Source organism: Micromonospora sp. NPDC002296 (genome assembly GCF_040296145.1).
Lineage (GTDB): Bacteria > Actinomycetota > Actinomycetes > Mycobacteriales > Micromonosporaceae > Micromonospora.
The window spans coordinates 74,441-100,485 of record NZ_JBEOWQ010000018.1; the positions used below are offsets into that span (position 1 = coordinate 74,441).

Consider the following 26,045-nt stretch of genomic DNA (forward strand, 5'->3'; position numbering starts at 1 on the left):
CCGACCGACGTGGCGACCACCGTTGCGGGCAGTGCGGCTCGCCGGCGTACTGCTGGGGCGGGGTGATGTGGGCGGAGCGGGTCGTACCTGTCAGGATTGAGGATGGCCTGCGTTGTGGCCGGCCCCGGCCGGCGGCGGCGAGCGGCACCCGGAGCCGCGCCGCGCCCGCACCCCGCAAGCTTCCAGATCACAACCAACGGAGGTAGCCCGCACCGTGGCCCAGTACATCTACGTCCTGGAAAAGGCGCGCAAGGCGCACGGCGACAAGGTCGTGCTCGACAACGTGACGCTGAGCTTCCTGCCGGGGGCCAAGATCGGTGTGGTCGGCCCGAACGGCGCCGGTAAGTCCAGCCTCCTCAAGATCATGGCAGGGTTGGACCGGCCGAGCAACGGCGAGGCCCGGCTGATGCCCGGCTACACCGTCGGCATGCTCGCCCAGGAGCCCCCGCTCAACGAAGCCAAGACCGTCCTCGGCAACGTCGAGGAGGCGGTCGCGGAGACCAAGGCCAAGCTGGAGCGGTTCAACAAGATCGCCGAGCAGATGGCGACGGACTACTCCGACGAGCTGATGGAGGAGATGGGCAAGCTCCAGGAGGAGCTGGACCACCTCGACGCCTGGGACATCGACTCCAAGCTCGAACTGGCCATGGACGCGCTGCGCTGCCCGCCGCCGGACGCCGACGTCACCGAGCTCTCCGGTGGCGAGCGCCGCAGGGTCGCGCTCTGCAAGCTGCTGCTGGAGGCGCCCGACCTGCTGCTGCTCGACGAGCCCACCAACCACCTGGACGCGGAGAGCGTCTCCTGGCTGGAGCAGCACCTGGCCAAGTACGCCGGCACCGTCATGGCGATCACGCACGACCGGTACTTCCTGGACAAGGTGGCCGGCTGGATCCTGGAGCTGGACCGCGGCCGGGCCATCGGTTACGAGGGCAACTACTCCACCTACCTGGAGAAGAAGGCCGCCCGGCTGGCCGTCGAGGGGCGCCGCGACGCCAAGATGAAGAAGCGGCTCACCGAGGAGCTGGAGTGGGTCCGCTCCAACGCCAAGGCGCGGCAGACCAAGTCCAAGGCCCGCCTCGACCGGTACGACGAGATGGCCTCGGAGGCGGAGAAGACCCGCAAGCTCGACTTCGAGGAGATCCAGATCCCGCCGGGCCCGCGCCTGGGCAGCACGGTGATCGAGGCGCAGAGCCTGAGCAAGGGCTTCGGCGACCGGCTGCTGATCGACAACCTGTCGTTCTCGCTGCCGCGCAACGGCATCGTCGGCATCATCGGCCCGAACGGTGTCGGCAAGACCACCCTGTTCAAGACCATCGTCGGGCTGGAGCAGCCGACCGACGGCGAGGTCCGGGTCGGCCCCACCGTCTCCCTGTCGTACGTCGACCAGAACCGGCAGGGCCTCGACGGCGACAAGAGCGTCTGGGAGGTCGTCTCCGACGGCCTGGACTACCTCATGGTGGGCAAGGTCGAGATGCCGTCGCGGGCGTACATCGCGGCGTTCGGGTTCAAGGGTCCGGACCAGCAGAAGCCGACCAAGGTCCTCTCCGGCGGCGAGCGCAACCGGCTCAACCTGGCGCTGACCCTGAAGATCGGCGGGAACGTCATCCTGCTCGACGAGCCGACCAACGACCTGGACGTGGAGACCCTGTCCAGCCTGGAGAACGCGCTGCTGGAGTTCCCCGGCTGCGCCGTGGTCATCTCCCACGACCGGATGTTCCTCGACCGGGTCTCCACGCACATCCTGGCCTGGGAGGGCGACGACCAGAACCCGGCGAAGTGGTTCTGGTTCGAGGGCAACTTCGAGGCGTACGAGAAGAACAAGATCGATCGGCTCGGGGCCGACGCCGCCCGCCCGCACCGGGTGACCTACCGCAAGCTCACCCGTGACTGACAGGTTCGTCTACCACTGCACGCTGCGCTGGTCCGACCTGGACGCGTACGGGCACGTCAACAACTCGCGCTTCCTCACCCTGTACGAGGAGGCGCGGGTGGCGTTGATGTTCGCCGGTGGCCGGGCGTGGGGGGTGGGCTCGTTCGCCGAGGGGGTGGTGATCCGCCGGCACGAGGTCGACTACCTGCGCCCGGTCGACTACGCGCTGGGCCGGGCCACCGCGGAGGCCGCCCCCACCGTGCGGATCGAGCTGTGGATCGAGGAGATCCGGGCCTCCCGGTTCACCGTCGGCTACGAGTTGTACGACGGTGACGTGCTGGCCAGCACCGCCCGCTCGGTGCTGGTCCCGTTCGACCTGGTCGCCAAGCGGCCCCGGCGGATCACCGAGGAGGAGCGGGCCTTCCTGCTCGCGTACGCCCCGGGCGTCGGCGCGGCGGGGGCCCGGGCGTGAGCGGCGCCCCGGCCCGCCGGCAGGGGTCCGACCTGGCCGGCGGCGGGCACGGGCTGGTCGGGGTGGCCGACGCGGGCGCGTTCCTGGCCCGGCTGGTCCGGCTCGACCCGGCGGCGCTGGTCCGGCTGCGTCCGGCCGGCCCGGCGGACCCGCCGGAATCCGTCCCGTCGACCCCGCCCGGCGTGTCGGCGGCGCCGTCCTCCACCCCGTCCCCCGCTCCGCCCCTTGCCTCGGCGGCCGGGACGGCGCCGGTCGGCCGTACGGTCCTCTGGGCCCGGCTGCCGTGGGGTGTGCTGGCCGTCCGGACGGTGGCCGGGGCCGGTTGCGGCGACGCCACGGTCGCCGCCCGGGAACTGCTGGCCGCGCTGACGGCCGGCGGGGACGCCCTGCCGCCCCGGCGGGACGCGCAGTGGCGCTGGCCGTTGCCCCCCTCGACGAGCCGCCCCGTGGAGGTGCTGCCGGCCGGGGAGCTGTGGCGGATCGCCGAGGCGGCGGCGGGGACGCTGCGCGAGGCCGCGGCCCACGGCCTGAACGGCCGGGCGGTGGGGCAGCGGGTGCTGCGGGACGCCCTGCTGGACCACGTCGCCGTGGTGGTCACCCCGGACGACCCGCCCGGCCCGCCGGTCGAGATCGCCCAGCGGCTGGTCCAGGGACTGCTCCGGATGGGCTTCCTGGGCCGCCCCGGCGACGGTGCCGGTACCCCGGTGGGGACCCCCCTACCTTTCGCTGCCGGGAGCGCCCGTGGCGACGTTCAGGTGCGAGTGGCTGGGCGATGGGTCAGCCTGGTGGGACCATACGGAGCCGTGTGGTCGCAGAAGGTTGCTGATCTTGCCGTCATGCCGCTCGGGGCTCAGCCGAAAGTATGACCCCTGTTCATTCTTCTGGATCGGTGCTGTCGTTGGGGGGATGCTTCAACCCGGCTGTCCGGGTACCGTCCATCCTCGGATCCAACGCACCGTAGGCGAGTGGATCCGCTGGGGAGTGAGGTGCGCGAGCGATGCCGTGGTGGTCATGGCGCCCCGGTCCCGCCGGTGACGGCGAACCGGAAACTCGAAGCGGGATCACAGTGGACAGCACCGTCCGGGTCGGACCACCGGCCCAACGTCAACCGGGCGACGACTGCCCGGCCGCCGACCGTGCCGTGATCACGGACATGTCGGCGACCATCGGGCCGGTCACCCTCCGCCGGGTCTGCGACGCGCTCGACCTGCTGGACGTGCGCTACCTGGCCGACGGCGACGGCAACCTGCTGGCCATGTGGGAGCGGCACGCGGTGCTGGTCACCCTGGAGGGCCCGGAGGACGAGATCCTGGTGATGCGGGCCCGTCCACACGCGACGGTCCCGCCCGACTGGGTCGACCGGGCCTACCGGGTGGTCAACGAGTGGAACCACACCCGTCGGTTCTGCAAGGCCTACATCGGCGACCCCACCGAGCGGGGTCAACTGCCGATCTACGCGGAGCTCCAGGTGCCCCTCGGCTCGGGGGCGCACGACGCGCTCCTGGTCGAGATGCTCGACTGTGGCGCGGCGGTGGCCACCACCTTCGTGGACTGGCTGCACGACGAGGGCGCGCTGCTCTGACCCGCCGGTCAGGCCGGGCCGGCGGCCGGGTCGTCCATCGCGTTCACCATGAAGTAGGCGGCCCGTTCCAGGTAGTCCCACAGCGCGGTGGCGATCTCCGGCGGCAGGTCCAGCCGGTCGACGGCCCGGCGCATGTGGTGCAGCCAGGCGTCCCGCTCGGCCGCGCCGATCCGGTACGGGGCGTGCCGCATCCGTAGCCGGGGATGCCCCCGCTGGGCGGAGTACGTGTTGGGGCCGCCCCAGTACTGGATCAGGAACAGCGTCAGCCGGTCCGCCGCGGGGCCGAGGTCCTCCTCCGGGTACATCGGCCGCAGCAGTGGATCGGTGGCGACGCCGACGTAGAACTCGTCCACCAGCTTGCGGAAGGTGGGTTCGCCGCCGACCGCCTCGAAGAGGGTCACGGCACGCTCGGACTCACCTGCGGGATTCACCGTTCCATCCTGCCAGGTGCGTCCGCGGCCGGCGGGGGCGTACCGGCCGGGGCCGCTGCCGTCCTCGTCACACCCGGGGGGGGTCAGCCCACCGGGTGGCTGCGTCGGCTGTGCCCGCCCGGCAGGTTGTCGAGCTGCCCGTCGCCCTTGCCGTCGCCCTTGCCCGCCGGCCGGGTCCGGCGTGGCCCGGCCTCGTTCCCAGCGGCCTCCACCGCCGCGTCGATCGTGCCCCGGCTGGGCCAGCGCGCGGCGGTGAGCAGCATCAGCAGGACCCCGGCGGCGCTCCACACGCCCACCACCAGCGGGATCGAGAACCGCTCGGCGAGCAGGCCGGTGATCAGCACGGCGGCGCCCTGGATCACCTGAACCCCGGTGGCCATCACCCCGAACGCGCGGGCCCGGTAGCCGTTCGGCAGCGCCCGGACGAACAGCCCGTTGGCGACCGGGAGCAGCCCGGCGACCGCGAAGCCGCAGAGGGCGGCGAGCAGGGCCACCACCAGCGGCGGCGGGTCGAGCAGCGCCGGCACCAGGGCCAGCGGCGCGAGCACCGCCAGCGGCCGGATCAGGAGCAGCCGGCGGGCCGGGGCGACCGCCCGGCCGACCAGCAGCCCGCCCAGGATGAAGCCGATCGGGTTGGCGGCCATGATGGCGGCCTGGGACGCGCCGGTGTCCAGGCCGCCGCCGGCGCCCTCCCGGGCCCAGGCGGCGGCCAGCCCCTCGGGCACGATCGAGAAGAGCATGGAGCTGAACACCAGCAGGGCGACCGCCCGCAGCACCGGGGTGCCGAAGACGATCCGGAAGCCCTCGGCCGTCTCCCGCAGCAGGTGGCTTCGGTGCGCCGCGCTCATCGCCGGTGGCCGGTCCTGGACGCCGAAGCGGACCAGGGCCGCCGAGAGGGCGAAGGTGCCCGCGTTGATCAGCAGGGCGGCGGTCGGGTTGACCGCGGCGATGGCCGCGCCGATCAGATAGCCGATCACCTGGGCGGCCTGCCCGGTGCTGCTGTTCAGTGAGAGCCCGACCACCAGCCGGTCGCCGGTCAGGATGAGGGGCATCAGCGCGGACCGGGCGGCCTGGCTCGGCGGGTTGGCCAGGGTGGTCGCGAAGAGCAGGCAGAGGATCAGCCACGGCGGATTCCACGGGATGGCGACCAGCACCATCAGGGCCATCCGGATCAGGTCGCAGGCCACCATCACCGACCGGTAGCGGTGCCGCTCCGCCAGCGTGGCCAGCAGCGGGCCGCCGATCAGCCAGGGCAGGAAGCTGACCGCGAACGCGGCGGCCGAGTAGGCCACGGACTCTGTCTCGCGGTAGACCAGCACGGTGACCGCGGCCTTCGCGATGAAGTCGCCGATCCAGGAGAGCGCGCTCGCGGCGAAGACCGCCCTGTACTCCCGTTGGGCGAACACCTCGCGGAAGGTAGCTGGCCCTTCCTGGGAGGGTCGCTCGTCGGACACCGTGGCCTCCATCGTCCCCACGGTGGCCACTCGTGATGGCCTGCCCGGGAAACCGTCGTCAGATCTACGGCTCAGCGATACGTGATCACGCTCCGGCAGATGGCGTGCGTACCGGATTCTGCCCGATCGTCTGAGAGCTGACTAGGGTGAACGGTTTGATCGTCGCATCTCCGACTGAACGAACGGACGATACCCGAGGGGCCGCGCGGTCCGCGACCCCTCGGGTCCATGGTCAGGCAAAGTCGCAGGTCATCGACGTTCTTCGCGGTTCAGGTGGGCCCGCTCTGGCCGGTTGCCCCGCCCTCGACGGTGCGCAGCGGGAAACCCGGGTAGAGACGGGCGGCGGCGATCTTCGCCGTGATGCCGGAGTTCTCCAGCGCCTCGGCGAGCCGCCGGCGCAGCTCCCGGCCGACCGCGAACTGCCCGTCGGCGGTGGTCTTGACGACGGTACGGATCACCGCGCCGTCCATCGTCATCTGCTCGACGCCCAGCACTTCGGGGGCCTCCACGATCTCCGGGGCCAGATCGGGGTCCATCGCCACCGATGCCGCGGCGGTCCGCAGCACCGCCGTCGCCTCCTCGGTGCCGGCGAACCCGATCGGCAGGTCGACCACGACCAGCGCCCAGCCCTGGCTCTTGTTGCCCACCCGGATGATCTCGCCGTTGCGGATGTACCAGAGCACGCCCCGGCCGTCCCGGACCGTGGTGACCCGTAGCCCCACCGACTCCACCACGCCGGTGGCCTCGCCGAGGTCGACCGTGTCGCCGACGCCGTACTGGTCCTCCACCAGCATGAACAGGCCGGCGATCAGGTCCTTGACCAGGCTCTGCGCGCCGAAGCCGAGCGCCACGCCGGCGATGCCCGCGCTGGCCAGCAGCGGCGCCAGGTCGAAGCTGAACTCGCGCAGGATCATCAGCAGCGCTATGCCGAAGACGAACGCGGTGACCATGCTGCGCAGCACCGAGCCGATGGCCTCCGCCCGCTGCCGGCGGCGCTCGGGGACGAACTCGCCGGGCTCGACCGCGGCGGTCGGCACCCGCTCCCGCAGCGGGCGCAGCATGGTCGGCACCCCGTCGGCGGTGGTGCGGACCAGCCGCTTGATCATCCGGTGCAGCGCCCAGCGGGCGATGAACGCCAGCACGAGGATCACCAGCACCCGCAGCGGCTTCAGCAGGATCCAGTAGCTGCCCTCGGCGAACCACGACGACCCGGTCGTCTCGTACACCCACTCGCAGGAGGTGCTGCCCTGGCAGTCGGCGCTCGGGGTGGTTCCCGGGGCGGGACTCGGGGCAACCACGGACAGGGCGGCGATCATCAGACTGGCGGCACTCACCCTGTCTTCGTACCCCACGGCCGTCGGGCACCGGCGGGCGGACCCACCCATCCGGTCCGCCGTCACCGGCGACCGTGGCGAACCGGTCATCCTTGCACGGCCCGAAAGAGCTTCACGAGGGACCCCGGATTAGTACGTGCAATCCTGGGTCTTATCAGGGACGATTGGCGCAGCGGACGTCGGTGGTCCTGCCGGCGTCGGGCGTGGTTCCGTCGTGCGCGGGCGTGCCCGGCGCAGCCAGCGGTGGGAGCGGCTGGACCGAGAGGGTGAGTTCGATGCCTGACATACGACCCACGGTGGGCTCCGGCGCGCTGGTTCTCAACGCCACCTACGAGCCGCTGTGTGTCGTGTCGGTGCGTCGCGCCGCGATCCTCGTCCTCTCCGCCAAGGCCGTCTGCGTGGCCGACGGTGAGGGTGTGCTGCACAGCGCCCGCAACGCGCTCCCGGTGCCCTCGGTGGTCCGGCTCACCCGGTTCGTCCGGGTGCCCTACCGCACCCACGTCGGGCTCTCCCGACGGGCGATCTTCGCCCGGGACGGCTGGCGGTGCGGGTACTGCCGGGGCCCGGCGGAGACCATCGACCACGTGTTCCCGCGCAGTCGGGGCGGCCGGCACGCCTGGGAGAACGTGGTGGCCGCGTGCGCCCGGTGCAACCACACCAAGGGCGACAAGACCCCGGCGGAGCTCGGCTGGCGGCTGCACTCGCCGCCCGTCGTCCCGATGGGGACGGCCTGGCGGGTGCTCGGGCACCGCACCCCAGACCCGCGCTGGGCCGACTGGCTCGACCTGCGCGAGCCCGAGACCGAGGCGGCGGCCTGAGCGGCGCCGGGACCGGGACGGGCCGGGGCCTCACTCGTGGCGGGCCTTCACCAGGGACGCGTAGACCACCACGTTGTCGGCGTACCCGGTCTCCCCGCCGACCCACCGGCCGCCGCAGGTGATCAGGCGCAGCCTCGGCCGGGTGAAGTCGCCGTAGACCTCGCTCACCGGCAGCTGGTCCTTGTCGTAGCGGTGCACCGAGTCGACCTCGAACACCGCCACCGAGCGGTCCTCCCGGCGGATCTCGACCCGGTCGCCGGAGCGCAGCTCCTTCAGCCCGTGGAAGACCGCCGGTCCGGTCCGGGTGTCGACGTGGCCGACGATCACCGCCGGCCCGTACTGGCCGGGGGTCGGCCCCTGGTCGTACCAGGCGGCCTCCTGGGCGCGGGCGGCGTCGGGCACCCCGATGCTGCCGTCCGCGGCGATGCCGACGTCGTGCACCGGGGCGTCCAGGTCGATCGGGTCGCTGCTGATGGCGACCGGCCGGCTGGCCGGCAGCACCGGGAACTTCTTCGGCGGGGGCCGCAGCCCGGCGATGAACCGGTCCGGCAGCACGCTGTGCCCGGTCACCCGCTCGACGCCGAGCATGGCCACGATCAGCACCATCAGGGCGGCGATGACCAGCGCCGGGGCGCCGGGGCCCCGGCGGGCCAGCCGCCACCGGTCCGCGCCCGGCCCGCCCCGGCCCGGGGCGACGGCCACCGGGCGGGCGGCCGGGTCGACCGTGGCGACGCTGGCCGAGAATGCCTGCCCGGTGACCCGGACGAACCGGCCGCACCCCCGGGCCACCAGCCGGGCCGCCGCCCGGAACCGGCCGGTGCCGCGGCGCGGGTCCCGCGCCGGGTCGACACGCGTACGTCGGCGGGCCATGGCGGACCTCGTCAGGTTCGCGTCCCGGTACGCCGGCGCGCGCCGAACGCCCCGAACCCGGCCGCCACGGCCGCCGCCGCGAGGCCGCCCACGAGCAGCAGCGGGCCGGTGCCCCGGTCGTCGCCGGCCGTGCCGCCGCCCCCGGTGTTGGGCCCCTTGCTGGGCTGGGCCATGTTCAGCACGGTGAGCGTGGTGGTCGCGGTGCCGTCGTTCTTGCAGTGCAGCTCGACGGAGTACTCGCCGGGCTGCTTGTTCTCCGGGATGGTGACCGCCCCGGTCAGGAAGCCGTTGTCGGGCCGGAGCACGACCCGCCCGAACGCGTCGGACCGCACGTCCGCCTGCCGGTTGTTGTCGTTGTCGCAGCTTGCCCGGATGTTGACCCGGGTGCCGGCCTGCGCGCTGTTCGGCGTGACCTCGACGAAGGTGTTCTCCCCGGCCCGGGCCGGCGCGACCGTGGCCAGGACGAACGCCCCGACCAGGCCGAACACGGTCAACACGGCCGACAGGACGCGATGTGACGCGGTGAGCCCCCGCATGATTCCCCCCTCCCGGTGCCGGGCACCGGAATCCTCCCCCGGGTAGTCCGCCCTGCATTCCCCCTGGCCTCGGGGCAAACCCGCCGACCGGCGGCGCGGCGGGTCGGGGGCACCGACAGGGGCTCTCCGGTGCGTGGGGCGCTACCGCTAGGCGGGCGACCCGCCGTCCAGCGGGGTGACGGGGTGCCAGTCGAGGGGAGTGGACAGGACCATGGTGCTCGACGGCTGGCCGTACGGGGCGAGCCGGTCGATCACCCGCTCGAACTCGCCGATCGACCCGGTCGCGACCTTGAGCATGCTGCACGCGTCGCCGGTGATCCGGTGGATCTCCAGGATCTCCGGCCAGTGCGGCACCTCCGGGTCGTGCAGGATGCACCGGGACCCGTAGCAGGACATCCGGATCAGGGCGACCACCGAGCGGCCGGCCCGGGCCAGGTCGACGTGGGCGCGGTAGCCGGTGATCACCCCCGACTCCTCCAACCGGCGGACCCGTTCGGCCACCGCCGGCGGTGACAGGTGCACCCGCCGGGACAGCTCGCTGAACGACAACCGGGCGTCGGCCTGGAGCTCGCGCAGCAGCGCCCAGTCCATGTGGTCCACGCCTGACCTTCCTTCCCGAAACCCCGAAGGGATGTTCGCCTTTGTCGCGGCAGGTCCGAGGCTGGCAGTGCCGTCGAATCGGCATTCCGTTCGGCCCTTCCACCAGGGCACCATGACGCTACCCGGCCGACTGGATGGAGACGACAGGTGAAGCAGACGGACCTGCGGGCCCCCGCGCTGGCCGCGGCGGTCCGTCCGGCGACCCCGCAGCAGCGGGCGGCCCGGGCTGCCCGCAACGGCGGCGAACCCACGCTGGAGTTCGCCGAGCGGGTGCCCTACGACGCGTACGTGCACGCCAGCACCCTGCACCGGTTGCAGCAGCCGCTCAGCGACGACCCGGGCGAGATGTCCTTCCTGATGGTCAGCCAGATCATGGAGCTGTACTTCGGGCTGACCTGCCACGAGCTGCGCGAGGCGCAGAGCTGCCTGCGCGCCGACCGGGTCTGGGACGCGCTGGTCCCGCTGCGCCGCGCGGCCATGCACCTGGAGGGGCTCAACGCGGCCTGGAAGGGGCTGCGCTGGATGACGCCGGCGGACTTCAACCGGTTCCGCAACCTGCTCGGCGAGGGCTCCGGCTTCCAGTCGGCGATGTACCGGCACCTGGAGTTCCTGCTCGGCCTGCGCGATCCGGCCCTGATCCGGCCGTTCCGTCGGCAGACCGAGGTGTACGACGAACTGTGCGCCGTGTTGGCCGCCCCGAGCCTCTGGGACGACGTGGTGGCCCTGCTGGCCCGGCGGGGCTCCGACGTGCCCGCCGAGGTGCTGGAGCGGGACGTCGCCGAGGAGCACCGGCCGCACCCGGCACTGGAGGCCGCCTGGGTGGCCGTGTACGCCGACAGCGGCCCGGACAACCACCTGCGGCTGCTCGGCGAGGCGCTGGCCGAGGTGGCCGAGCAGTTCGGCGACTGGCGGTGGAACCATGTCAAGGCGGTGCAGCGGACCATGGGCGCGAAGGTCGGCAGCGGCGGCTCGGCCGGCCTCGCCTGGTTGCAGCGCAGCATGGCCCGGGTGGTCTTCCCGGAGCTGTGGTCGGCCCGGACGGCAATGTGAGCGAGGAGCACGACATGGACACCCCGGAGCGGGACGCGATGCGCCCCTCGGAGCAGGAGGCGCACCGCCTCGACCAGGCAGATCCCGGGCACCGGCACCTGTTCCACGTGCCGCCGGCCGACGGCGGGCGCTACCCGCAGGCCGCGTACCTGGCCGGCAACTCCCTCGGCCTGCAACCCCGGGCCACCCGGGACGAACTGCTTGCCGACCTGGACGCGTGGGGCCGGCTCGGCGTCGAGGGGCACCTGGAGGCGGACCGGCCCTGGCTGCCGTACCACGAGCTGTTGACCGGGCCGGTCGCGCGACTGGTCGGCGCCCGGCCCGCGGAGGCCGTGGTGATGAACTCCCTCACGGTCAACCTGCACCTGCTGATGGTCGGCTTCTACCGACCGGCGGGGCAGCGCACCCGGATCGTCATCGAGGACAGCGCCTTCCCCTCGGACAGCTACGCGGTGCGCAGTCAGGCCCGCCTTCACGGCCTCGACCCCGACGCCACCGTGGTCCGGCTGCGCCCGCGCGACGGCGAGGACACCCTGCGCACCGCAGACGTGCTGGACTTCCTGGCCGCGGAGGGCGACACGGTCGCGCTGGTGCTGCTCGGCGGGGTCAACTACCTCACCGGCGAGCTGATGGACATCCCCGCGATCACCGCCGCCGGCCGGGCCGCCGGGGCGGTGGTCGGCTGGGACCTGGCGCACGCGGCCGGGAACGTGCCGCTGGCGCTGCACGACTGGGACGTCGACTTCGCCGCCTGGTGCTCCTACAAGTACCTGAACTCGGGTCCGGGCGCGCTGGCCGGCGTCTTCGTCCACGAGCGTCACCTCGGCCGGGCCGACCTGATCCGCTTCGAGGGCTGGTGGAGCACCGAGGCGGCCACCCGGTTCGAGATGACCCCGGTGTCCCGGCCGCCGGCCACCGCGGAGGCGTGGCAGGTCTCCAACCCGCCGATCTTCGCGATGGGCCCGGTGCGGACCTCGCTGGAGCTGTTCGACTCGGTCGGCATGCCGGCGTTGCGGGAGCGCAGCGTGCGGCTCACCGGATACCTGGAGCGGCTGCTCGACGAGGTCACGGCCGGCCGGCCGCTGCGGGTGGTCACCCCGCGCGATCCGGAGCGCCGGGGCTGCCAGCTCTCGGTGCGCATCGGCGGGGGCAGCGCGGGTGAGCTGACCAAGCGGCTGCGGCACGAGCACGGCGTGATCGCCGACGCCCGGGAGCCGGACGTCGTCCGGTTCGCCCCGGTGCCGCTGTACTCGACGTACCACGACTGCTGGCGGGTCGCCGACGCGCTGGCCGCGACGGTGGAGATGCCCTCATGAACGCGGAACGGGACGAGATCGCCGTCGTCGGGGCCGGGCTCGCCGGCTGCCTGCTGGCCTGCTTCCTGGCCCGGCGCGGGTACCGGGTGGCGCTCTACGAGCGGCGGGGAGACCCGCGCGCCGGGAGGGCCGAGCGGGGCCGCTCGATCAACCTGGCGCTGTCCGAGCGCGGGCTCGACGCGTTGCGCCGGATCGGCCTGGACGGCCAGGTCATGGCGGACGCGCTGCCGATGCGCGGCCGGATGATCCACCCGGTCGCGGGCGAGCCGCAGTTCCAGTCGTACAGCGCCGCCGGGGACCTGGCGATCAACTCGATCAGCCGGGGCGCGCTGAACAACGCCCTGCTCACCGCCGCCACCGCGCTGCCCGGGGTGCGGGTGGCGTTCGACCACCGGCTCGTCGGGCTCGACCCGGTCACCGGGGAGATGACCTTCGAGACGTCGCAGGGCAAGGTCACGGCCGCCGCGCCGGTCGTCCTCGGCGCGGACGGGGCCGGCTCCGCGGTGCGCGGGCAGCTCCTCGCGTACGGGGTGCTGAGCGAGAGCCTCGACTTCCTCGACTACGGATACAAGGAGCTGACCATCCCGGCGGTCGGCGGCGAGTTCGCCCTCGACCCGGCGGCGCTGCACATCTGGCCGCGCGGCACCTCGATGATGATCGCCCTGCCCAACCCGGACCGCTCCTTCACCTGCACGCTGTTCTGGCCCACCCACGGCACCGCGAGTTTCGCCTCGCTGAGCAGCCCGGCGGCGATCGAACGGCACTTCGCCACCCACTACCCGGACCTGGTCCCGCTCGCGCCCAACCTGGTCGACGACTACCAGCACAACCCGGTCGGGGTGCTCGGCACGGTCCGCTGCGCCCCGTGGCAGGCGAACGGGAGGGTCGGCCTGATCGGCGACGCCGCGCACGCCATCGTCCCGTTCTACGGCCAGGGCGCGAACTGCGCCTTCGAGGACGTGGTCGCGCTCGACCGCTGTCTCGACGAGTGCGACGACGACTGGGCGGAGGCGCTGCCGCTGTTCCAGGCGCGGCGGCAGGACGACGCGGAGGCGATCGCCCGGATGGCGCTGACCAACTTCGTGGAGATGCGCGACAAGGTGGCCTCCCCGGTGTTCCAGGCCCGGCGCGAGCTGGACCACGCGCTGGAGCGCGCCCTGCCCGGCCGGTACGTCTCGCAGTACGAGCTGGTCTCCTTCTCCACCACCCCGTACGCGCAGGTGCGGCGGCGGGTCCGCCGCCAGCAGGCGGTGCTCGGGGCGGTGGCCGCCACGGCGGCGACGCTGCTGGTCGGCGCGGTCGGCGCGGCACTGGCCCGGGGGCGGCGGCGATGAGCGTGAACTGGGATCCCGGCCTGATGGCCGGGCGGCCGAACCGGGAGCCGGGGCTGCTGCGCCACTTCGTCGGCGGCGAGTTCGTCGACGCCGGGCGACGGTTCACCAAGCGCAGTCCGGTGACCGGGGAGCCGGTGTTCGAGGTAGTGGAGGCGGGCCGTTCGACGGTGGACGACGCGGTCGCCGCCGCCCGGGCGGCGCTGCGCGGGCCGTGGGGCCGGATGGGTGAGCGGGAGCGCGCCGAGGTGCTGCGCCGGGTCGCCGACGAGTTGGAGCGCCGCTTCGACGACCTGGTCACCGCCGAGGTGGCCGACACGGGCAAGTCCGTCTCGCAGGCCCGGACCCTGGACGTCCCGCGCGGGGCGGCGAACTTCCGGGCGTTCGCGGAGATCGTGGCGACCGCGCCGACGGAGTCGTTCACCACGGTCACCCCGTCCGGCGGGCGGGCGTTGAACTACGCCGTCCGCAAGCCGGTGGGTGTGGTCGCGGTGGTGGTGCCGTGGAACCTGCCGTTGCTGCTGCTGACGTGGAAGGTCGCGCCGGCGCTGGCGTGCGGCAACGCGGTGGTGGTGAAGCCGAGCGAGGAGACGCCGGCGTCGGCGACGGTGCTGGCCGAGGTGATGGCCGCCGCCGGGGTGCCGGACGGGGTGTTCAACCTGGTGCACGGGTTCGGCCCGGACTCGGCGGGGGAGTTCCTGACCCGGCATCCGGGGGTGGACGCGATCACGTTCACCGGCGAGTCGTCGACCGGCGGGGCGATCATGCGGGCGGCGGCGGACGGGGTGAAGGCGGTCTCGTTCGAGCTGGGTGGGAAGAACGCGGGCCTGGTCTTCGCCGACGCCGACCTGGACGCGGCGGTCGCGGGCTCGGTGCGGTCGAGTTTCACCAACGGCGGCCAGGTGTGCCTGTGCACGGAGCGGATCTACGTGCAGCGGCCGGTCTTCGACGAGTTCGTCGAGCGGCTGGCGAAGGCCGCCGACGCGCTGGCGTACGGGTGGCCGGCGGACGAGGCGACGGTGAACATGCCGTTGATCTCGCAGCAGCACCGCAGGAAGGTGCTCGGCTACCACGACCTGGCCCGCGTCGAGGGCGCGCAGGTGCGTGCCGGGGGCGGCCGGCCCACGTTCGGTGACGCCCGCGACGGTGGCGCGTACGTGCGGCCCACCGTGCTCACCGGGCTCGGCCCGGACGCCCGGACCAACCGGGAGGAGATCTTCGGCCCGGTGGTGCACGTCGCCCCGTTCGACGTCGAGGAGGAGGCGTACGCGCTGGCCAACGGCACCGAGTACGGGCTCGCCGCGACGGTGTGGACCCGCGACGTGGGCCGGGCGCACCGGTCGGGGGCACGGCTGGACGCCGGGATCGTCTGGGTCAACACGTGGTTCCTGCGGGACCTGCGCACCCCGTTCGGCGGGGTGAAGGCGTCCGGCATCGGCCGGGAGGGCGGCGTGCACTCCCTGGGCTTCTACTCCGAACTGACCAACGTCTGCGTGGACCTCTCGTGAGCGGCGCGGCGGGCAGAATGCACGGCGTCGTGAGCGAGCGCACCGAGGAGCGGACATGAGTGTCGACATCGAGGCGGCCAACCGTGAGCTGGCCGAGGCCCGCAGCAGCGGGAAGCCCTGCCCACCACTGCGGGGCCGGCTGCTGCCGGAGGGGGACATCGAGTCCGCGTACCGGGTGCAGCAGCTCCAGACGCGGGCCTGGCAGGGCCGGGGCGAGCGCCGGGTGGGCGCGAAGATCGGGCTGACCTCCCGGGCGGCCCGGGAGAGCCTCGACGTGCACCAGCCGGACTTCGGGCTGCTGACCGACGCCATGGCGGTCGGGGACGGCGACGAGGTGCCGTTCGGCCGGCTGCTCCAGCCGAAGGTGGAGGCCGAGGTCGCCTTCGTGCTCGGCCGGGACCTGACCGACGAGCGGGTCACCGCCGTCGACCTGATCCGCGCGGTCGACCACGTGCTGCCGGCGATCGAGATCGTCGACTCCCGGATCGCCGGCTGGGACATCTCCATCGTGGACACCGTCGCCGACAACGCCTCCAGCGGCCTGTTCGTGCTCGGCACCACGCCCCGCCGGCTGGCGGACGTGGACCTGCGGCTGTGCGGGATGGTCCTCGAACACGCCGGGGAGCCGGTCTCGGTCGGCGCCGGGGCGGCCTGCATGGGCAACCCGCTGAACGCTTTGGAGTGGCTCGTCGGCACGCTCGTTCGCGCCGGTGACCCGCTGCGGGCGGGGGACCTGGTGCTCTCCGGGTCGCTCGGCCCGGTGGTGCCGGCGACGCCCGGCGCGGCCTACGAGGCGCGGATCTCCGGGCTCGGCTCGGTTCGTACCAGTTTCGGGAGGGAACCCTCATGAGTACCGGCGTGGCGGTGCTCGGGTCGGGCAACATCGGCACCGACCTGATGATCAAGGTGCTGCGGCGCAGCGGTGGCCCTGACGGGTCGCGTTCCTCGCCCTCACCGGGGAGCCTGCGGATGGTGGCGATGGCCGGCATCGACCCGGACTCCGACGGGCTGGCGCGGGCCCGCCGACTCGGCGTGGCAACCACGGCCGAGGGCGTCGACGGGCTCGTCGCGCTGCCCGAGTTCGCGGACGTGGAGTTGGTCTTCGACGCGACGTCGGCCGGCGCGCACCGGCGGCACGACGAGGTGCTCCGCGCTCTCGGCCGGACCGTGGTCGACCTGACCCCGGCGGCGATCGGCCCGTACGTGGTGCCGCCGGTCAACCTGGACGAGCACCTGCACGAACCGAACGTGAACATGGTGACCTGCGGTGGGCAGGCGACCGTGCCGATCGTGGCCGCCGTCGGCCGGGTCACGCCGGTGGCGTACGGGGAGATCGTCGCCTCGATCGCCTCGAAGTCGGCGGGGCCGGGGACCCGGGCGAACATCGACGAGTTCACCGAGACGACCGCGCGGGCGATCGAGGTGGTCGGCGGCGCGGGGCGCGGTAAGGCGATCATCGTGCTGAATCCGGCAGATCCGCCGCTGATGATGCGGGACACCGTCTACTGCCTGTGCCCCGACGCCGACGCCGACCGGGCCGCGATCGCCGGATCGGTGGCCGAGATGGTGGCGACCGTGCAGGAGTACGTCCCCGGGTACCGGCTCAAGCAGGACGTGCAGTTCGACCCGGTCGACACGTACGTGCCGGCTCTCGGTCGGCACCTCACCGGATTGCAGGTGTCGGTGTTCCTGGAGGTGTCCGGGGCCGGGCACCACCTGCCCGCGTACGCCGGGAACCTGGACATCATGACCTCGGCCGCGCTGCGCACCGCCGAGCGGCTGATCGCACTCCGGAAGGCGGTGACCGCATGACCGACCTGTACGTGCAGGACGTGACGTTGCGCGACGGGATGCACGCCGTCGCCCACCGGTACACCGTCGACCAGGTGCGCGAGATCGCGGCGGCGCTGGACGCGGCCGGGGTGGCGGCGATCGAGGTGGCGCACGGCGACGGGTTGGCCGGGTCCAGCGTCAACTACGGCCACGGCGCGGCCGGCGACGCCGACTGGATCTCCGCCGCGGCCGAGGTGCTGACCACCGCGCGGCTGACCACCCTGCTGCTGCCGGGGATCGGCACCATCGCCGACCTGCGGGCGGCGAAGGCGCTCGGGGTGACCAGCGTCCGGATCGCCACCCACTGCACCGAGGCGGACATCTCCGCCCAGCACATCTCCTGGGCGCGGGAGAACGACATGGACGTGTCCGGCTTCCTGATGATGTCGCACATGACCGACCCGGCCGGGTTGGCCGCGCAGGCCGCGCTGATGGAGTCGTACGGGGCGCACTGCGTCTACGTCACCGACTCGGGTGGCCGGTTGTTGATGTCGGACGTGGCGCAGCGGGTCGACGCGTACCGGCAGGTGCTGTCGCCGCAGACGCAGATCGGCATCCACGCGCATCACAACCTGTCGCTCGGGGTGGCCAACAGCGTGGTCGCCGTCGAGCACGGCCGGGTCGCCGGCGGCGTTCCGGCCGGGCCGGACGCCCCGCACGGGCGCACGGTGCGGGTGGACGCGTCGCTGGCGGGGATGGGCGCGGGGGCCGGCAACGCCCCGTTGGAGGTGTTCGTCGCGGTCGCCGAGCTGCACGGTTGGAAGCACGGCTGTGACGTGTTCGCCCTGATGGACGCCGCCGACGACCTGGTCCGGCCGATGCAGGACCGGCCGGTGCGGGTGGACCGGGAGACGCTGTCCCTCGGCTACGCCGGGGTGTACTCCAGCTTCCTGCGGCACGCCGAGCGCGCCTCGGCGAAGTACGGGGTGGACGTGCGGTCGATCCTGGTGGAGCTGGGGCGGCGGCGGATGGTCGGTGGTCAGGAGGACATGATCGTGGATGTGGCGTTGGACCTCGCGGGTCGGCGTGGGCAGGAGGAGGTCGCGTGATCGGGGTGGACACCGCGGGCGTCGCCGGCAGGCTGGGGGCGGCGGCCGACACGGCCACCGCGATCCCGCAGCTCGCCGCCGAGACCGGCCTGGACGGCGACGGCGCGTACGCGGTGCAGACCGCGCTGGTGCAGCGCAGGCTGGACCGGGGCGAGCGCCTCGTCGGGCTGAAGATGGGGCTGACCAGCCGGGCGAAGATGGCCCAGGTCGGCGTGGACGAGGTGATCTGGGGGCGGCTCACCGATGCGATGCGGGTCCCCGACGGCGGCACGGTAGACCCGGCCACGTTCATCCACCCCCGGGTCGAGCCGGAGGTGGCGTTCCTGCTGGACCGGTTGCCCGAGCCGGGCGAGCCGGTCGGGGCGTTCACCGACGCGGTGCGCGCGGTCGCCCCGGCGATCGAGCTGATCGACTCCCGGTACGCCAACTTCACCTTCAGCCTGCCCGACGTCATCGCCGACAATGCCTCCGCCGCCGCGTTCGCCATCGGAGCCTGGTCACCGGTGCCGGACGGGCTGGACAACCTCGGCGTGCTCCTGGAGATCGACGGACGCGTCGTCCAGGTCGGCTCGACCGCCGCGATCCTCGGCGACCCCCGCCGGACCCTGGACGAGGGGCTCCGCCTCGCCGGGCGGCACGGGGTGCGACTGCGGTCGGGCTGGGTCTTCCTCGCCGGGGCCGCCACCGCCGCCGTTCCCCTGCGCCCCGGCGCGCACGTCCGCGCCGTCGTGGAGAAGCTCGGCACCGCTTCGCTGCGGGCGTCGTCGTGAGCGCGCCGCCCGCCGTGGCGGGGGTCGCGGCGCGGCCGGGTGGCCGGTCGTGAGCGGCGAGGCGCGCGTGGTCGCCGGCAAGGCCGTGCCGCGCGGGGCGTTTCCGCACGTCAAGGTCGCCGGCGGGTTCGTCTTCGTCTCCGGTACGTCGTCCCGGCTGCCGGACAACACCTTCGCGGGCGTGTCGGTGGACGAGCTCGGCACGACCGACCTCGACGTCCGGGCGCAGACCCGGGCCGTGATCGGGAACGTCCGGGACCTGCTGCGGTCGGTCGGCGCGGACCTGCCCGATCTCGTGCAGGTGACGTCGTACCTGGTCAACATGAACGACTTCGGTGGCTACAACGAGGTGTGGGCGGAGTTCTTCGACGCCACGGGGCCGACCCGGACGACCGTGGCCGTGCACCAGCTTCCGCACCCGCACCTGCTCATCGAGATGCAGGCCGTGGCGCTTCTTCCGTCGGGAGGTCAGTCGTGAGTGAGATCGCTGAGCCGTTCAGCTTCCCCGGGTGGGTCGCCGAGAACCAGCACCTGCTGAAGCCGCCGGTGGGCAACCGGGAGATGTTCCCCGGCTCCGACGACTTCATCGTGATGGTGGTGGGCGGGCCGAACCAGCGCACCGACTTCCACGTCGACCCGTACGAGGAGTTCTTCTACCAGGTCAAGGGCAACATGCACATCAACCTGATGACCCCGCAGGGGCCGCGTACGGTGCACGTGCGCGAGGGCCAGATGTGGATGCTGCCGCGTGACACCCCGCACTCGCCGCAGCGCCCCGAGGTCGGCTCGATCGGCATGGTGGTCGAGCGGGTCCGCGAGGAGGGCACGCTGGAGAAGTTCCAGTGGTACTGCCCGGAGTGCGGGCACAAGGTGCACGAGGTGGAGTTGCAGGTCCGCGACATCGCCGCCGACCTGCCCCCGGTGTTCGGCACGTTCTACGCCGACGAGGCCGCCCGCACCTGCGGCGAGTGCGGCGCGCTGCACCCGGGCAAGGGCTGATGGGGGTGCCCGCCGGGCGGCTCCCGGTGGTCGACGTGCACACGCACGTCGTACCGAAGGGGTGGCCGGACCTCGGCGCGGCGTGCGGCGGGTCCGGCTGGCCCCGGCTGCGGATCGACTCCGAGCGGGCCGCCATGATCATGGTGGGGGAGACGGAGTTCCGGCCGGTCGGCGCGCAGTGCTGGGACGCGCCGACCCGGCTGGCCGACATGGCCGCCGACGGGGTCGACGTTCAGGTGGTGTCCCCGACCCCGGTCTTCTTCAGCTACGACCGCCCCGCCGACCAGGCGGTGAAGGTGGCCCGGATCTTCAACGACCTCACCCTGGAGGTCACCGCCGCCGGCGGCGACCGGCTGGTGCCGTTCTGCCAGGTGCCGTTGCAGGACCCGGACGCGGCCTGCGCCGAGCTGGACCGCTGCCTCGCGGCCGGGCACGTCGGGGTGGAGATCGGCAACCACGTCGGCGACCGGGACCTCGACGACGAGGGAGTGGTCACCTTCCTCCAGCACTGCGCCGAGGTCGGCGCGCCGGTGTTCGTGCACCCGTGGGACATGCCGGGCGGGCCCCGGCTGGACCGGTGGATGGCCCGCTGGCTGACCGGGATGCCCGCCGAGACGCACCTGTCGGTACTGGCGCTGATCCTCGGCGGCGTGTTCGACCGGGTGCCGGAGTCGCTGCGGCTCTGCTTCGCGCACGGCGGCGGGAGCTTCCCGTTCTGGCTGGGCCGCGCCGACAACGCCTGGCACCGCCGGGGCGACCTGGTCCGGGGCGCGTCCGCCGCGCCGCCCAGCGCGTACGTCGACCGGTTCTGCGTGGACTCGGTGGTGTTCGAACCGGCGGCGCTGCGGCTGTTGGTGGACACCATGGGCGAGGACCGGGTGCTGGTCGGCAGCGACTACCCGTACCCGCTGGGGGAGCGCCCGGCCGGGCGGGTGGTCCGCGCGGCCGACTTCCTCACCGCGGCCCAGCGCGACAAGCTGCTCTCCGCCAACGCCCTGCGCTTCCTCGGCATGTCGGGTATATAAGGCCGAGTCAGGGCGGCCGGCACTCTGCCGCAATCCGCCGCCTGCCGTGTCGGGGCGGCGACGGGCGGCCGGGCACCGGACAGGGCAGGATGGCGGAGTGGCTGAGCTGCCGTACTGCGCCGTGGTGAACGTCACGGGCGAATCGTCGGACGGCCGCACCGCCGAGGGCCTGCCGGTGGGTGTCCCGCTTCCCGGCGGCACCCTGATCGGGGCTGCCGGGCAGCTTGAGCACGCCAGTTGCGGGTGGGATCGCCACCCCGCAATCTGGCGGGCCGTCGACTCCGCTAACGTGAATACGAGCGGAGTCGGGCGGCCGATGTCATGATCGTCCAACCGACCCGGAAGTCCTGGTCTCTCTTTCCGCCTGGGGGCGTTGGGATTGTCTGTTACCGAGACGTTGCTGATCTTCGTCGGCATCCCGGCGGCCGTGGTGCTGGTGATCGCCGCGCTGGCATTCGCCGGCGGCCCGGGCAAGGGCGCCGCCGCCAAGCGTTACCGGCCGGGCCGGCCCTTCGACTTCACTCCGGTCTGGTTCCTGGGCCGCCCGGAGCAGCTGGCCGACTCGGCCGGCACCGTGCTGGCCGCGGGTGCGCAGGCACCGGCGCTGACCAGCCACAAGCTTGAGAAGGCCGGCATCGAGGCGCCGGCCGGGGGAACCGGAGGCGCAAGTGACCGTTGGTGAGATCCAGGCCGGCACGGAAACACCGCCCGAGGTGCTCGACGGGCCGTTCTCGACCCGTCAGCTGCTGCGCATCGACGAGGCGCTCCGCCTGGCCGACCAGGGGACCGGGCTCGTCTTCTCGGTCTACGTCGGCGGCCTCGACGAGCCGATCCGCGAGCACGCCCAGCGGCTGCACCGGCAGCTCGCCGACCCCGACCGGTCGGTCCTGATCGCGGTGTCGCCCAACCAGCGCAAGCTGGAGGTCGTCACCGGCCGGCACGCCCGCAAGCGCATCCCCGACACGTACGCCAAGCTGGCCGCCCTCTCCATGGTGGCGGCCTTCGGCGGCGGCGACCTGGCCGGCGGCATCATCAACGGCCTCGACCAGCTCGCCAGCCACGCCGGCAAGGGCTGAGACGCAGCCAGGGGCCGCGAGGGCCCGAGCGGCAGGGACGACGGCCGCGCCGGAGGGGCCCGCCCGCACGACGACGACACCCGGTCCGCGACTGCGGGCCGGGTGTCGGTGCGTTCGGGGTGGGCCGACCTTCGTGAACCGGGCGTGCCGCCGGCTGCCCGGCGACCCCGCCCCGACGGCGAGCGCCACGCCGGACGGCTGGCCGGGGCCGGCGGGGCCGTTCGCCCGCGCCGGCCCCGGGCCGGATGACACTTCGCCTCAGGCGCTGCGGGTATCCCGGTCGCGGGCCCTCAGCGCGCGGACGACCGCGTCGCGGCCCTCGGCGACCAACCGGCGCAGCGACGCCGGCTGCCCGTCGGCGGCGGCCAGCCACGCGTCGGTGGCCGCGACGGTGTCCTCGGAGACCTGCTGGTCCGGGTACGCCAGCTGGACGAACTCCTGCGCCGGCTCGCTGTCCCGCCGCGCCCAGACCTGGTCCACCACGGCGAAGTACTTCTCCCGGTACGGGGCGACCAGCTCCGCCTGCACGGACGGGGCGAAGCCCTGCAACAGCGCCCGGTTGCGCCAGTTCGGCAGCGCGTCGGGGCCGGTGAGCTGGGCCCAGACGGCGGCCTTGTTCTCCTCCGTCGGCACCAGGGCGTGCGCGTGCGCGGCTTCCCGCTCGCCGCTGGCGGTCCGGTCGGCGGCCAGCTCGGCCTCGATCTCCTCGGTGCCGGCGGCCCCGTTGGCCACCAGCTGCTGGAGGATCGTCCAGCGCAGCTCGGTGTCGACGGCCAGCCCGGCCGGCACGTCGTTGCCGGCCAGCCAGCCCCGCAGCATCGCCAGACCCTCGTCGGAGCGGGTCGCCGAGGCGACGGCGCGGGCCCAGGCGAGCTGGAACCCGCTGCCCGGCTCGGCAGCGGCCAGCGCGGCCTTCGCCGTCCGGTGCAGCTCGGCCCAGCCAGTCGGCGCCCAGGTCGGGTCGGCGTAGTAGGCCAGCGCGGTGGTCGCCTGGCGCAGGGTGGCGGTGACCACGTTGATGTCGGTCTCCGCGGGCAGCCCGGCCAGCACCAGCGCCACGTAGTCGCGGGCCGACAGCTCGGCGTCGCGGACCATGTCCCACGCGGCCATCCAGCACAGGGCGCGCGACAGCGACGACTCGAAGCCGGCGATGTGCTGCACCACCGTGGCCATCGACCGCTCGTCCAGCCGCAGCTTCGCGTACGTCAGGTCGTCGTCGTTGAGCAGCAGCACGTCCGCCGCCCGCACGCCGTGCAGGTCGGTCAGCTCGGTGAGCTCGCCGGTCACGTCGATCTCGATCCGCTCCCGGCGGACGAGCCGGCCGTCGGTCAGGTCGTACAGGCCCACGCCGATGCGGTGGGTGCGCAGCGTCGGGTACTCGGCCGGCGACTCCTGCCGTACCACCACCCGCTGGTAGCTGCCGTCGGCGTCGATCGTCACCTCGGCGCGCAGGGTGTTGACCTGTGCGGTCTCCAGCCACTGCGCGGCGAACTTGCGCAGCTCCCGGCCGGAGGCCGCCTCAAGCTCCGACAGCAGGTCGTCGAAGGTGGCGTTGCCCCAGGCGTGCTTGCCGAAGTACGCCCGCAGCCCGGCCAGGAACGGCTCCTCGCCGACGTACGCGACGAGCTGCTTGAGCACGCTCGCGCCCTTGGCGTACGTGATTCCGTCGAAGTTGACCTCGACCGCCTCCAGGTCCGGCATCTCGCAGTAGACCGGGTGGGTGGAGGAGAGCTGGTCCTGCCGGTAGCCCCAGTTCTTGCGCACCGACAGGAACGTCGTCCAGGCGTCGGAGAAGCGGGTGGCGTTGGCGTTGCACCAGTGGCTGGCCCACTCGGCGAACGACTCGTTCAGCCACAGGTCGTTCCACCAGCGCATGGTGACCAGGTCGCCGAACCACATGTGGGCCAGCTCGTGCAGGATCGTGTTGGCCCGCTGCTCGTACTCGAAGTCGGTGACCTGGGAGCGGAAGAGGTAGTGCCCCTCGGCGTGCGTGACGCAGCCGAAGTTCTCCATCGCGCCGGCGTTGAAGTCCGGCACCCAGAGCTGGTCGTACTTCGGCAGCGGGTAGCGCACGCCGAACTGCTGGTGGAAGAAGTCGAAGCCCTGCTTGGTGACGAGGAACAGGTCGTCCGGGTCGAGGTACTGCGCCATCGAGGCCCGGCAGTACACCCCCAGGTCGATGCCGTCGTGGCTGTCCCGCACCTCGTGGTACGGGCCGGCGCAGAGCGCGGTGATGTAGGTGCTCATCCGGGCCGACGGGACGAAGTGGACGGTCTTGAGCCCCTCGCCGGCCGGCACCTCGCGCTCGACCGGCATGTTGGACACCACCCGCCAGTGCTCCGGGACGGTGGCGTGCCAGGTGTAGACGCTCTTCAGGTCGGGCTGGTCGAAGCAGGCGAAGACCTTCTGGGCGTCCGCCGTCTCGAACTGGCTGTAGAGGTAGGTCTCCCCGTCGACCGGGTCGACCGTGCGGTGCAGCCCCTGCCCGCTGTTCGAGTAGGCGAAGTCGGCGTCGACCACGAGGGTGTTCTCCTCGGCCAGCCCGGTCAGCGTCAGCCCGCTGTCCGCCGACCAGCCGGAGACGTCGACCGGGACGCCGTTGAGCGTCGCCGAGCGCACCGACTCGGCGGCCGCCTCGATGAAGGTGGATGTGCCCGGTTCGGCGCAGCGGAAGCGGACCTCGGTCACCGACCGGAAGGTCCGGGCGTCGGCGGCCTGGACGGCGGTCGACAGGTCCAGACTGATGTCGTACCCGGTGACCTCGAGCAGGCGGGCCCGCTCGGTGGCCTCGACCTGGGTCAGGTTGCGCACTCCCGGCACTGTTCGTCTCCATCCCGCTCTCGCCGTGCGCCGCTGCGGCGCCAGCCCACCGTCCGCTCGTGACGGCCGGTGGATCCGAGTCTTCCATGGGCGGGCACCTCTCGGTGGCCGAGGTCACGCTCTCATTCGGGTACCGGTCGATGCCGGGTGGGGTGGAGGATCGGGGGACGAGCCGCCGACCCCCGGCGCTGCCGTCGCGAAGGGAACCGCACCGTGACTGATCGTGCCACCGTCGACATGTGGTTCGACCCGCTCTGTCCGTGGGCGTGGATCACCTCCCGCTGGTTGCTGGAGGTGGAGCAGGTCCGCGACGTGGACGTCCGCTTCCACGTGATGAGCCTGTCGGTGCTCAACGAGGGGCGCGACCTGCCGGAGCAGTACCAGAAACTGCTGAGCATCGGCTGGGGCCCGGTGCGGATCTGCGTCGCGGCCGGGCAGAAGCACGGCCCGGACGCCGTCCGCGCGCTGTACACCGCGCTGGGCACCCGGATCCACCTCGGCAAGGAGGACCTGGGCCCGGAGCTGTTCGCGGCGGCGCTCACCGACGCCGGGCTGGACCCGCAGCTGGCCGCCGCCGCCGACAGCACCGCGTACGACGAGGCCCTGCGGGCCAGCCACGAGGCCGGAATGCGGCCGGTCGGCACCGACGTGGGCACCCCGGTCATCCACGCCCCGGGCCCGGACGGCACGCCGGTGGCCTTCTTCGGCCCGGTGGTCACCCCGCGCCCGAAGGGGGAGGCCGCCGGCCGGCTCTGGGACGGCGTGCTGCTGGTCGCCGGCACGCCGGGCTTCTACGAGCTGAAGCGTTCCCGCGAGGTCGACCCCACCTTCGACTGAGGGCGGGGAGCAGCCCGGGGCGCGACTCCGGCGGGCGGGGTCCCCTCCCGGCGCGCCCCGGGGCCCACGTGGAGCCCGGCGGCGCGCCGTGCGGGCGTCACCGGGCGGCGCGGGGGTCGTTCCACCGGTTGTCCCGCCAACGGCCCGCAGGGCCGCGTCCGGCAGCTCGTGGAGGCATCCGATGGGTAAGCACCGCTGTACGTCCGACGAAGCGTCGCCGCAGGCGGTGACCGGGGAATCCGGTGCGGCGTACTGGTCCGTGGCGGACGCCGGCTGGCCGGCGGTCCGGCCGGCGCTGCCGGCCGAGATGGTCGACCTGCTGGCCCCGCCGATCGTGGTCGGGGTCGCCCGGATGGCGGTCACCTCCCGGCCGGCCCCGCCCCCCGGCGCGCCGGCCACCTCCTTTCAACTGGTGGACGGGGTGCGGGGCCCGCTTCGGGGCATGACCGGCCGGCGGTAGCGTC

General features: G+C 73.1%; 27 protein-coding genes and 2 pseudogenes. 22 read left to right on the forward strand and 7 right to left on the reverse strand.

Annotation, left to right across the window (positions count from 1 at the left end; all coding sequences use genetic code 11):
• The first annotated feature begins 214 nt into the window (after positions 1 to 214).
• From ettA to ABT023_RS16560, 5 genes and pseudogenes are all read left to right on the forward strand, one after another.
• Positions 215 to 1,891 carry an energy-dependent translational throttle protein EttA gene (ettA, locus tag ABT023_RS16545; protein ID WP_350886177.1) on the forward strand — a complete coding sequence of 559 codons (1,677 nt, stop codon included), beginning with the start codon at positions 215 to 217 and terminating at the stop codon, positions 1,889 to 1,891.
• Positions 1,884 to 2,342, forward strand: a complete 459-nt coding sequence (locus tag ABT023_RS16550; protein WP_350886179.1) for an acyl-CoA thioesterase — start codon at positions 1,884 to 1,886, stop codon at positions 2,340 to 2,342. Before ettA ends, ABT023_RS16550 begins: the two co-directional genes overlap by 8 nt.
• Positions 2,339 to 2,491, forward strand: a pseudogene (locus ABT023_RS29130) (DUF8010 domain-containing protein); the annotation flags it as partial. The gene ABT023_RS16550 and the pseudogene ABT023_RS29130, both read left to right, overlap by 4 nt.
• A gap of 303 nt (positions 2,492 to 2,794) precedes the next feature.
• Positions 2,795 to 3,208 (forward strand): DUF8185 domain-containing protein, encoded by a 414-nt coding sequence (locus ABT023_RS29135; RefSeq protein WP_502890691.1) that lies wholly within the window; start codon positions 2,795 to 2,797, stop codon positions 3,206 to 3,208.
• Between the two features lie 131 nt (positions 3,209 to 3,339).
• The gene (locus ABT023_RS16560; RefSeq protein WP_350886183.1) at positions 3,340 to 3,924 is read left to right on the forward strand and encodes a type III secretion system chaperone family protein; all 585 of its coding nucleotides are present in this window, start codon (positions 3,340 to 3,342) and stop codon (positions 3,922 to 3,924) included.
• Positions 3,925 to 3,932: 8 nt separating this feature from the next.
• On the opposite strand, the gene ABT023_RS16565 is transcribed toward ABT023_RS16560, so the two are convergent.
• The 3 genes from ABT023_RS16565 to ABT023_RS16575 form a co-directional block, all read right to left on the reverse strand.
• Positions 3,933 to 4,355, reverse strand: a complete 423-nt coding sequence (locus tag ABT023_RS16565) for a globin (protein ID WP_350886185.1) — start codon at positions 4,353 to 4,355, stop codon at positions 3,933 to 3,935.
• 83 nt (positions 4,356 to 4,438) lie between these two features.
• Positions 4,439 to 5,821 (reverse strand): MFS transporter, encoded by a 1,383-nt coding sequence (locus ABT023_RS16570; RefSeq protein ID WP_350886187.1) that lies wholly within the window; start codon positions 5,819 to 5,821, stop codon positions 4,439 to 4,441.
• Between the two features lie 257 nt (positions 5,822 to 6,078).
• Positions 6,079 to 7,125, reverse strand: a complete 1,047-nt coding sequence (locus ABT023_RS16575) for a mechanosensitive ion channel family protein (protein ID WP_350886266.1) — start codon at positions 7,123 to 7,125, stop codon at positions 6,079 to 6,081.
• Positions 7,126 to 7,418: 293 nt separating this feature from the next.
• Here ABT023_RS16575 and ABT023_RS16580 point away from each other — a divergent pair, with 293 nt between their 5' ends.
• A complete protein-coding gene (locus tag ABT023_RS16580) occupies positions 7,419 to 7,961 on the forward strand; it encodes an HNH endonuclease (protein WP_350886189.1) in 543 nt (180 codons plus the stop codon).
• Between the two features lie 30 nt (positions 7,962 to 7,991).
• Here ABT023_RS16580 and ABT023_RS16585 read toward each other — a convergent pair whose 3' ends face one another.
• From ABT023_RS16585 to ABT023_RS16595, 3 genes are all read right to left on the reverse strand, one after another.
• The gene (locus ABT023_RS16585) at positions 7,992 to 8,831 is read right to left on the reverse strand and encodes a class F sortase (RefSeq protein WP_350886191.1); all 840 of its coding nucleotides are present in this window, start codon (positions 8,829 to 8,831) and stop codon (positions 7,992 to 7,994) included.
• A gap of 11 nt (positions 8,832 to 8,842) precedes the next feature.
• Positions 8,843 to 9,367, reverse strand: a complete 525-nt coding sequence (locus tag ABT023_RS16590) for a hypothetical protein (RefSeq protein ID WP_350886193.1) — start codon at positions 9,365 to 9,367, stop codon at positions 8,843 to 8,845.
• Positions 9,368 to 9,514: 147 nt separating this feature from the next.
• A complete protein-coding gene (locus ABT023_RS16595; RefSeq protein WP_350886195.1) occupies positions 9,515 to 9,967 on the reverse strand; it encodes an Lrp/AsnC family transcriptional regulator in 453 nt (150 codons plus the stop codon).
• A gap of 147 nt (positions 9,968 to 10,114) precedes the next feature.
• Here ABT023_RS16595 and ABT023_RS16600 point away from each other — a divergent pair, with 147 nt between their 5' ends.
• From ABT023_RS16600 to ABT023_RS16665, 14 genes and pseudogenes are all read left to right on the forward strand, one after another.
• Positions 10,115 to 11,017: a tryptophan 2,3-dioxygenase gene (locus ABT023_RS16600; protein WP_350886197.1), complete on the forward strand. Its 903-nt coding sequence runs from the start codon at positions 10,115 to 10,117 to the stop codon at positions 11,015 to 11,017.
• Positions 11,018 to 11,031: 14 nt separating this feature from the next.
• A complete protein-coding gene (gene kynU / locus ABT023_RS16605; RefSeq protein ID WP_350886199.1) occupies positions 11,032 to 12,333 on the forward strand; it encodes a kynureninase in 1,302 nt (433 codons plus the stop codon).
• Complete coding sequence (locus tag ABT023_RS16610) at positions 12,330 to 13,667, forward strand: FAD-dependent oxidoreductase (RefSeq protein WP_350886201.1); 1,338 nt, start codon at positions 12,330 to 12,332, stop codon at positions 13,665 to 13,667. Before kynU ends, ABT023_RS16610 begins: the two co-directional genes overlap by 4 nt.
• 23 nt (positions 13,668 to 13,690) lie before the next feature.
• A complete protein-coding gene (locus tag ABT023_RS16615; RefSeq protein ID WP_350886268.1) occupies positions 13,691 to 15,172 on the forward strand; it encodes a 2-hydroxymuconic semialdehyde dehydrogenase in 1,482 nt (493 codons plus the stop codon).
• A 55-nt stretch (positions 15,173 to 15,227) separates the two neighbouring features.
• Positions 15,228 to 16,022 (forward strand): 2-keto-4-pentenoate hydratase, encoded by a 795-nt coding sequence (locus tag ABT023_RS16620; protein WP_350886203.1) that lies wholly within the window; start codon positions 15,228 to 15,230, stop codon positions 16,020 to 16,022.
• Positions 16,019 to 16,984 (forward strand): acetaldehyde dehydrogenase (acetylating), encoded by a 966-nt coding sequence (locus tag ABT023_RS16625; RefSeq protein WP_350886205.1) that lies wholly within the window; start codon positions 16,019 to 16,021, stop codon positions 16,982 to 16,984. Before ABT023_RS16620 ends, ABT023_RS16625 begins: the two co-directional genes overlap by 4 nt.
• Positions 16,981 to 18,054, forward strand: coding sequence for a 4-hydroxy-2-oxovalerate aldolase (gene dmpG / locus ABT023_RS16630; RefSeq protein ID WP_350886207.1), 1,074 nt, complete (start codon positions 16,981 to 16,983; stop codon positions 18,052 to 18,054). Before ABT023_RS16625 ends, dmpG begins: the two co-directional genes overlap by 4 nt.
• On the forward strand, positions 18,051 to 18,824 hold the full coding sequence (locus ABT023_RS16635; protein WP_350886209.1) for a 2-keto-4-pentenoate hydratase: 774 nt from the start codon (positions 18,051 to 18,053) through the stop codon (positions 18,822 to 18,824). Before dmpG ends, ABT023_RS16635 begins: the two co-directional genes overlap by 4 nt.
• A 49-nt stretch (positions 18,825 to 18,873) precedes the next feature.
• Positions 18,874 to 19,302, forward strand: a complete 429-nt coding sequence (locus ABT023_RS16640; RefSeq protein WP_350886211.1) for a RidA family protein — start codon at positions 18,874 to 18,876, stop codon at positions 19,300 to 19,302.
• Complete coding sequence (locus ABT023_RS16645) at positions 19,299 to 19,823, forward strand: 3-hydroxyanthranilate 3,4-dioxygenase (RefSeq protein ID WP_350886213.1); 525 nt, start codon at positions 19,299 to 19,301, stop codon at positions 19,821 to 19,823. The genes ABT023_RS16640 and ABT023_RS16645 overlap by 4 nt, the downstream gene beginning before the upstream one ends.
• A complete protein-coding gene (locus ABT023_RS16650; protein ID WP_350886215.1) occupies positions 19,823 to 20,848 on the forward strand; it encodes an amidohydrolase family protein in 1,026 nt (341 codons plus the stop codon). The genes ABT023_RS16645 and ABT023_RS16650 overlap by 1 nt, the downstream gene beginning before the upstream one ends.
• Positions 20,849 to 20,957: 109 nt before the next feature.
• Positions 20,958 to 21,173, forward strand: a pseudogene (locus ABT023_RS16655) (amidase); the annotation flags it as partial.
• Positions 21,174 to 21,221: 48 nt separating this feature from the next.
• Positions 21,222 to 21,530: an aa3-type cytochrome oxidase subunit CtaJ gene (gene ctaJ / locus ABT023_RS16660; protein WP_502890690.1), complete on the forward strand. Its 309-nt coding sequence runs from the start codon at positions 21,222 to 21,224 to the stop codon at positions 21,528 to 21,530.
• On the forward strand, positions 21,517 to 21,924 hold the full coding sequence (locus ABT023_RS16665) for a DUF5130 family protein (RefSeq protein ID WP_350886217.1): 408 nt from the start codon (positions 21,517 to 21,519) through the stop codon (positions 21,922 to 21,924). The genes ctaJ and ABT023_RS16665 overlap by 14 nt, the downstream gene beginning before the upstream one ends.
• 258 nt (positions 21,925 to 22,182) lie before the next feature.
• Here the strand turns inward: ABT023_RS16665 and pepN are convergent, their stop codons facing one another.
• On the reverse strand, positions 22,183 to 24,735 hold the full coding sequence (pepN, locus tag ABT023_RS16670) for an aminopeptidase N (protein WP_350886219.1): 2,553 nt from the start codon (positions 24,733 to 24,735) through the stop codon (positions 22,183 to 22,185).
• A 246-nt stretch (positions 24,736 to 24,981) separates the two neighbouring features.
• Between pepN and ABT023_RS16675 the strand changes: the two genes are divergently transcribed.
• Positions 24,982 to 25,581, forward strand: a complete 600-nt coding sequence (locus ABT023_RS16675; RefSeq protein ID WP_502890692.1) for a mycothiol-dependent nitroreductase Rv2466c family protein — start codon at positions 24,982 to 24,984, stop codon at positions 25,579 to 25,581.
• Between the two features lie 181 nt (positions 25,582 to 25,762).
• A complete protein-coding gene (locus tag ABT023_RS16680; protein ID WP_350886222.1) occupies positions 25,763 to 26,041 on the forward strand; it encodes a hypothetical protein in 279 nt (92 codons plus the stop codon).
• Positions 26,042 to 26,045 lie beyond the last annotated feature (4 nt).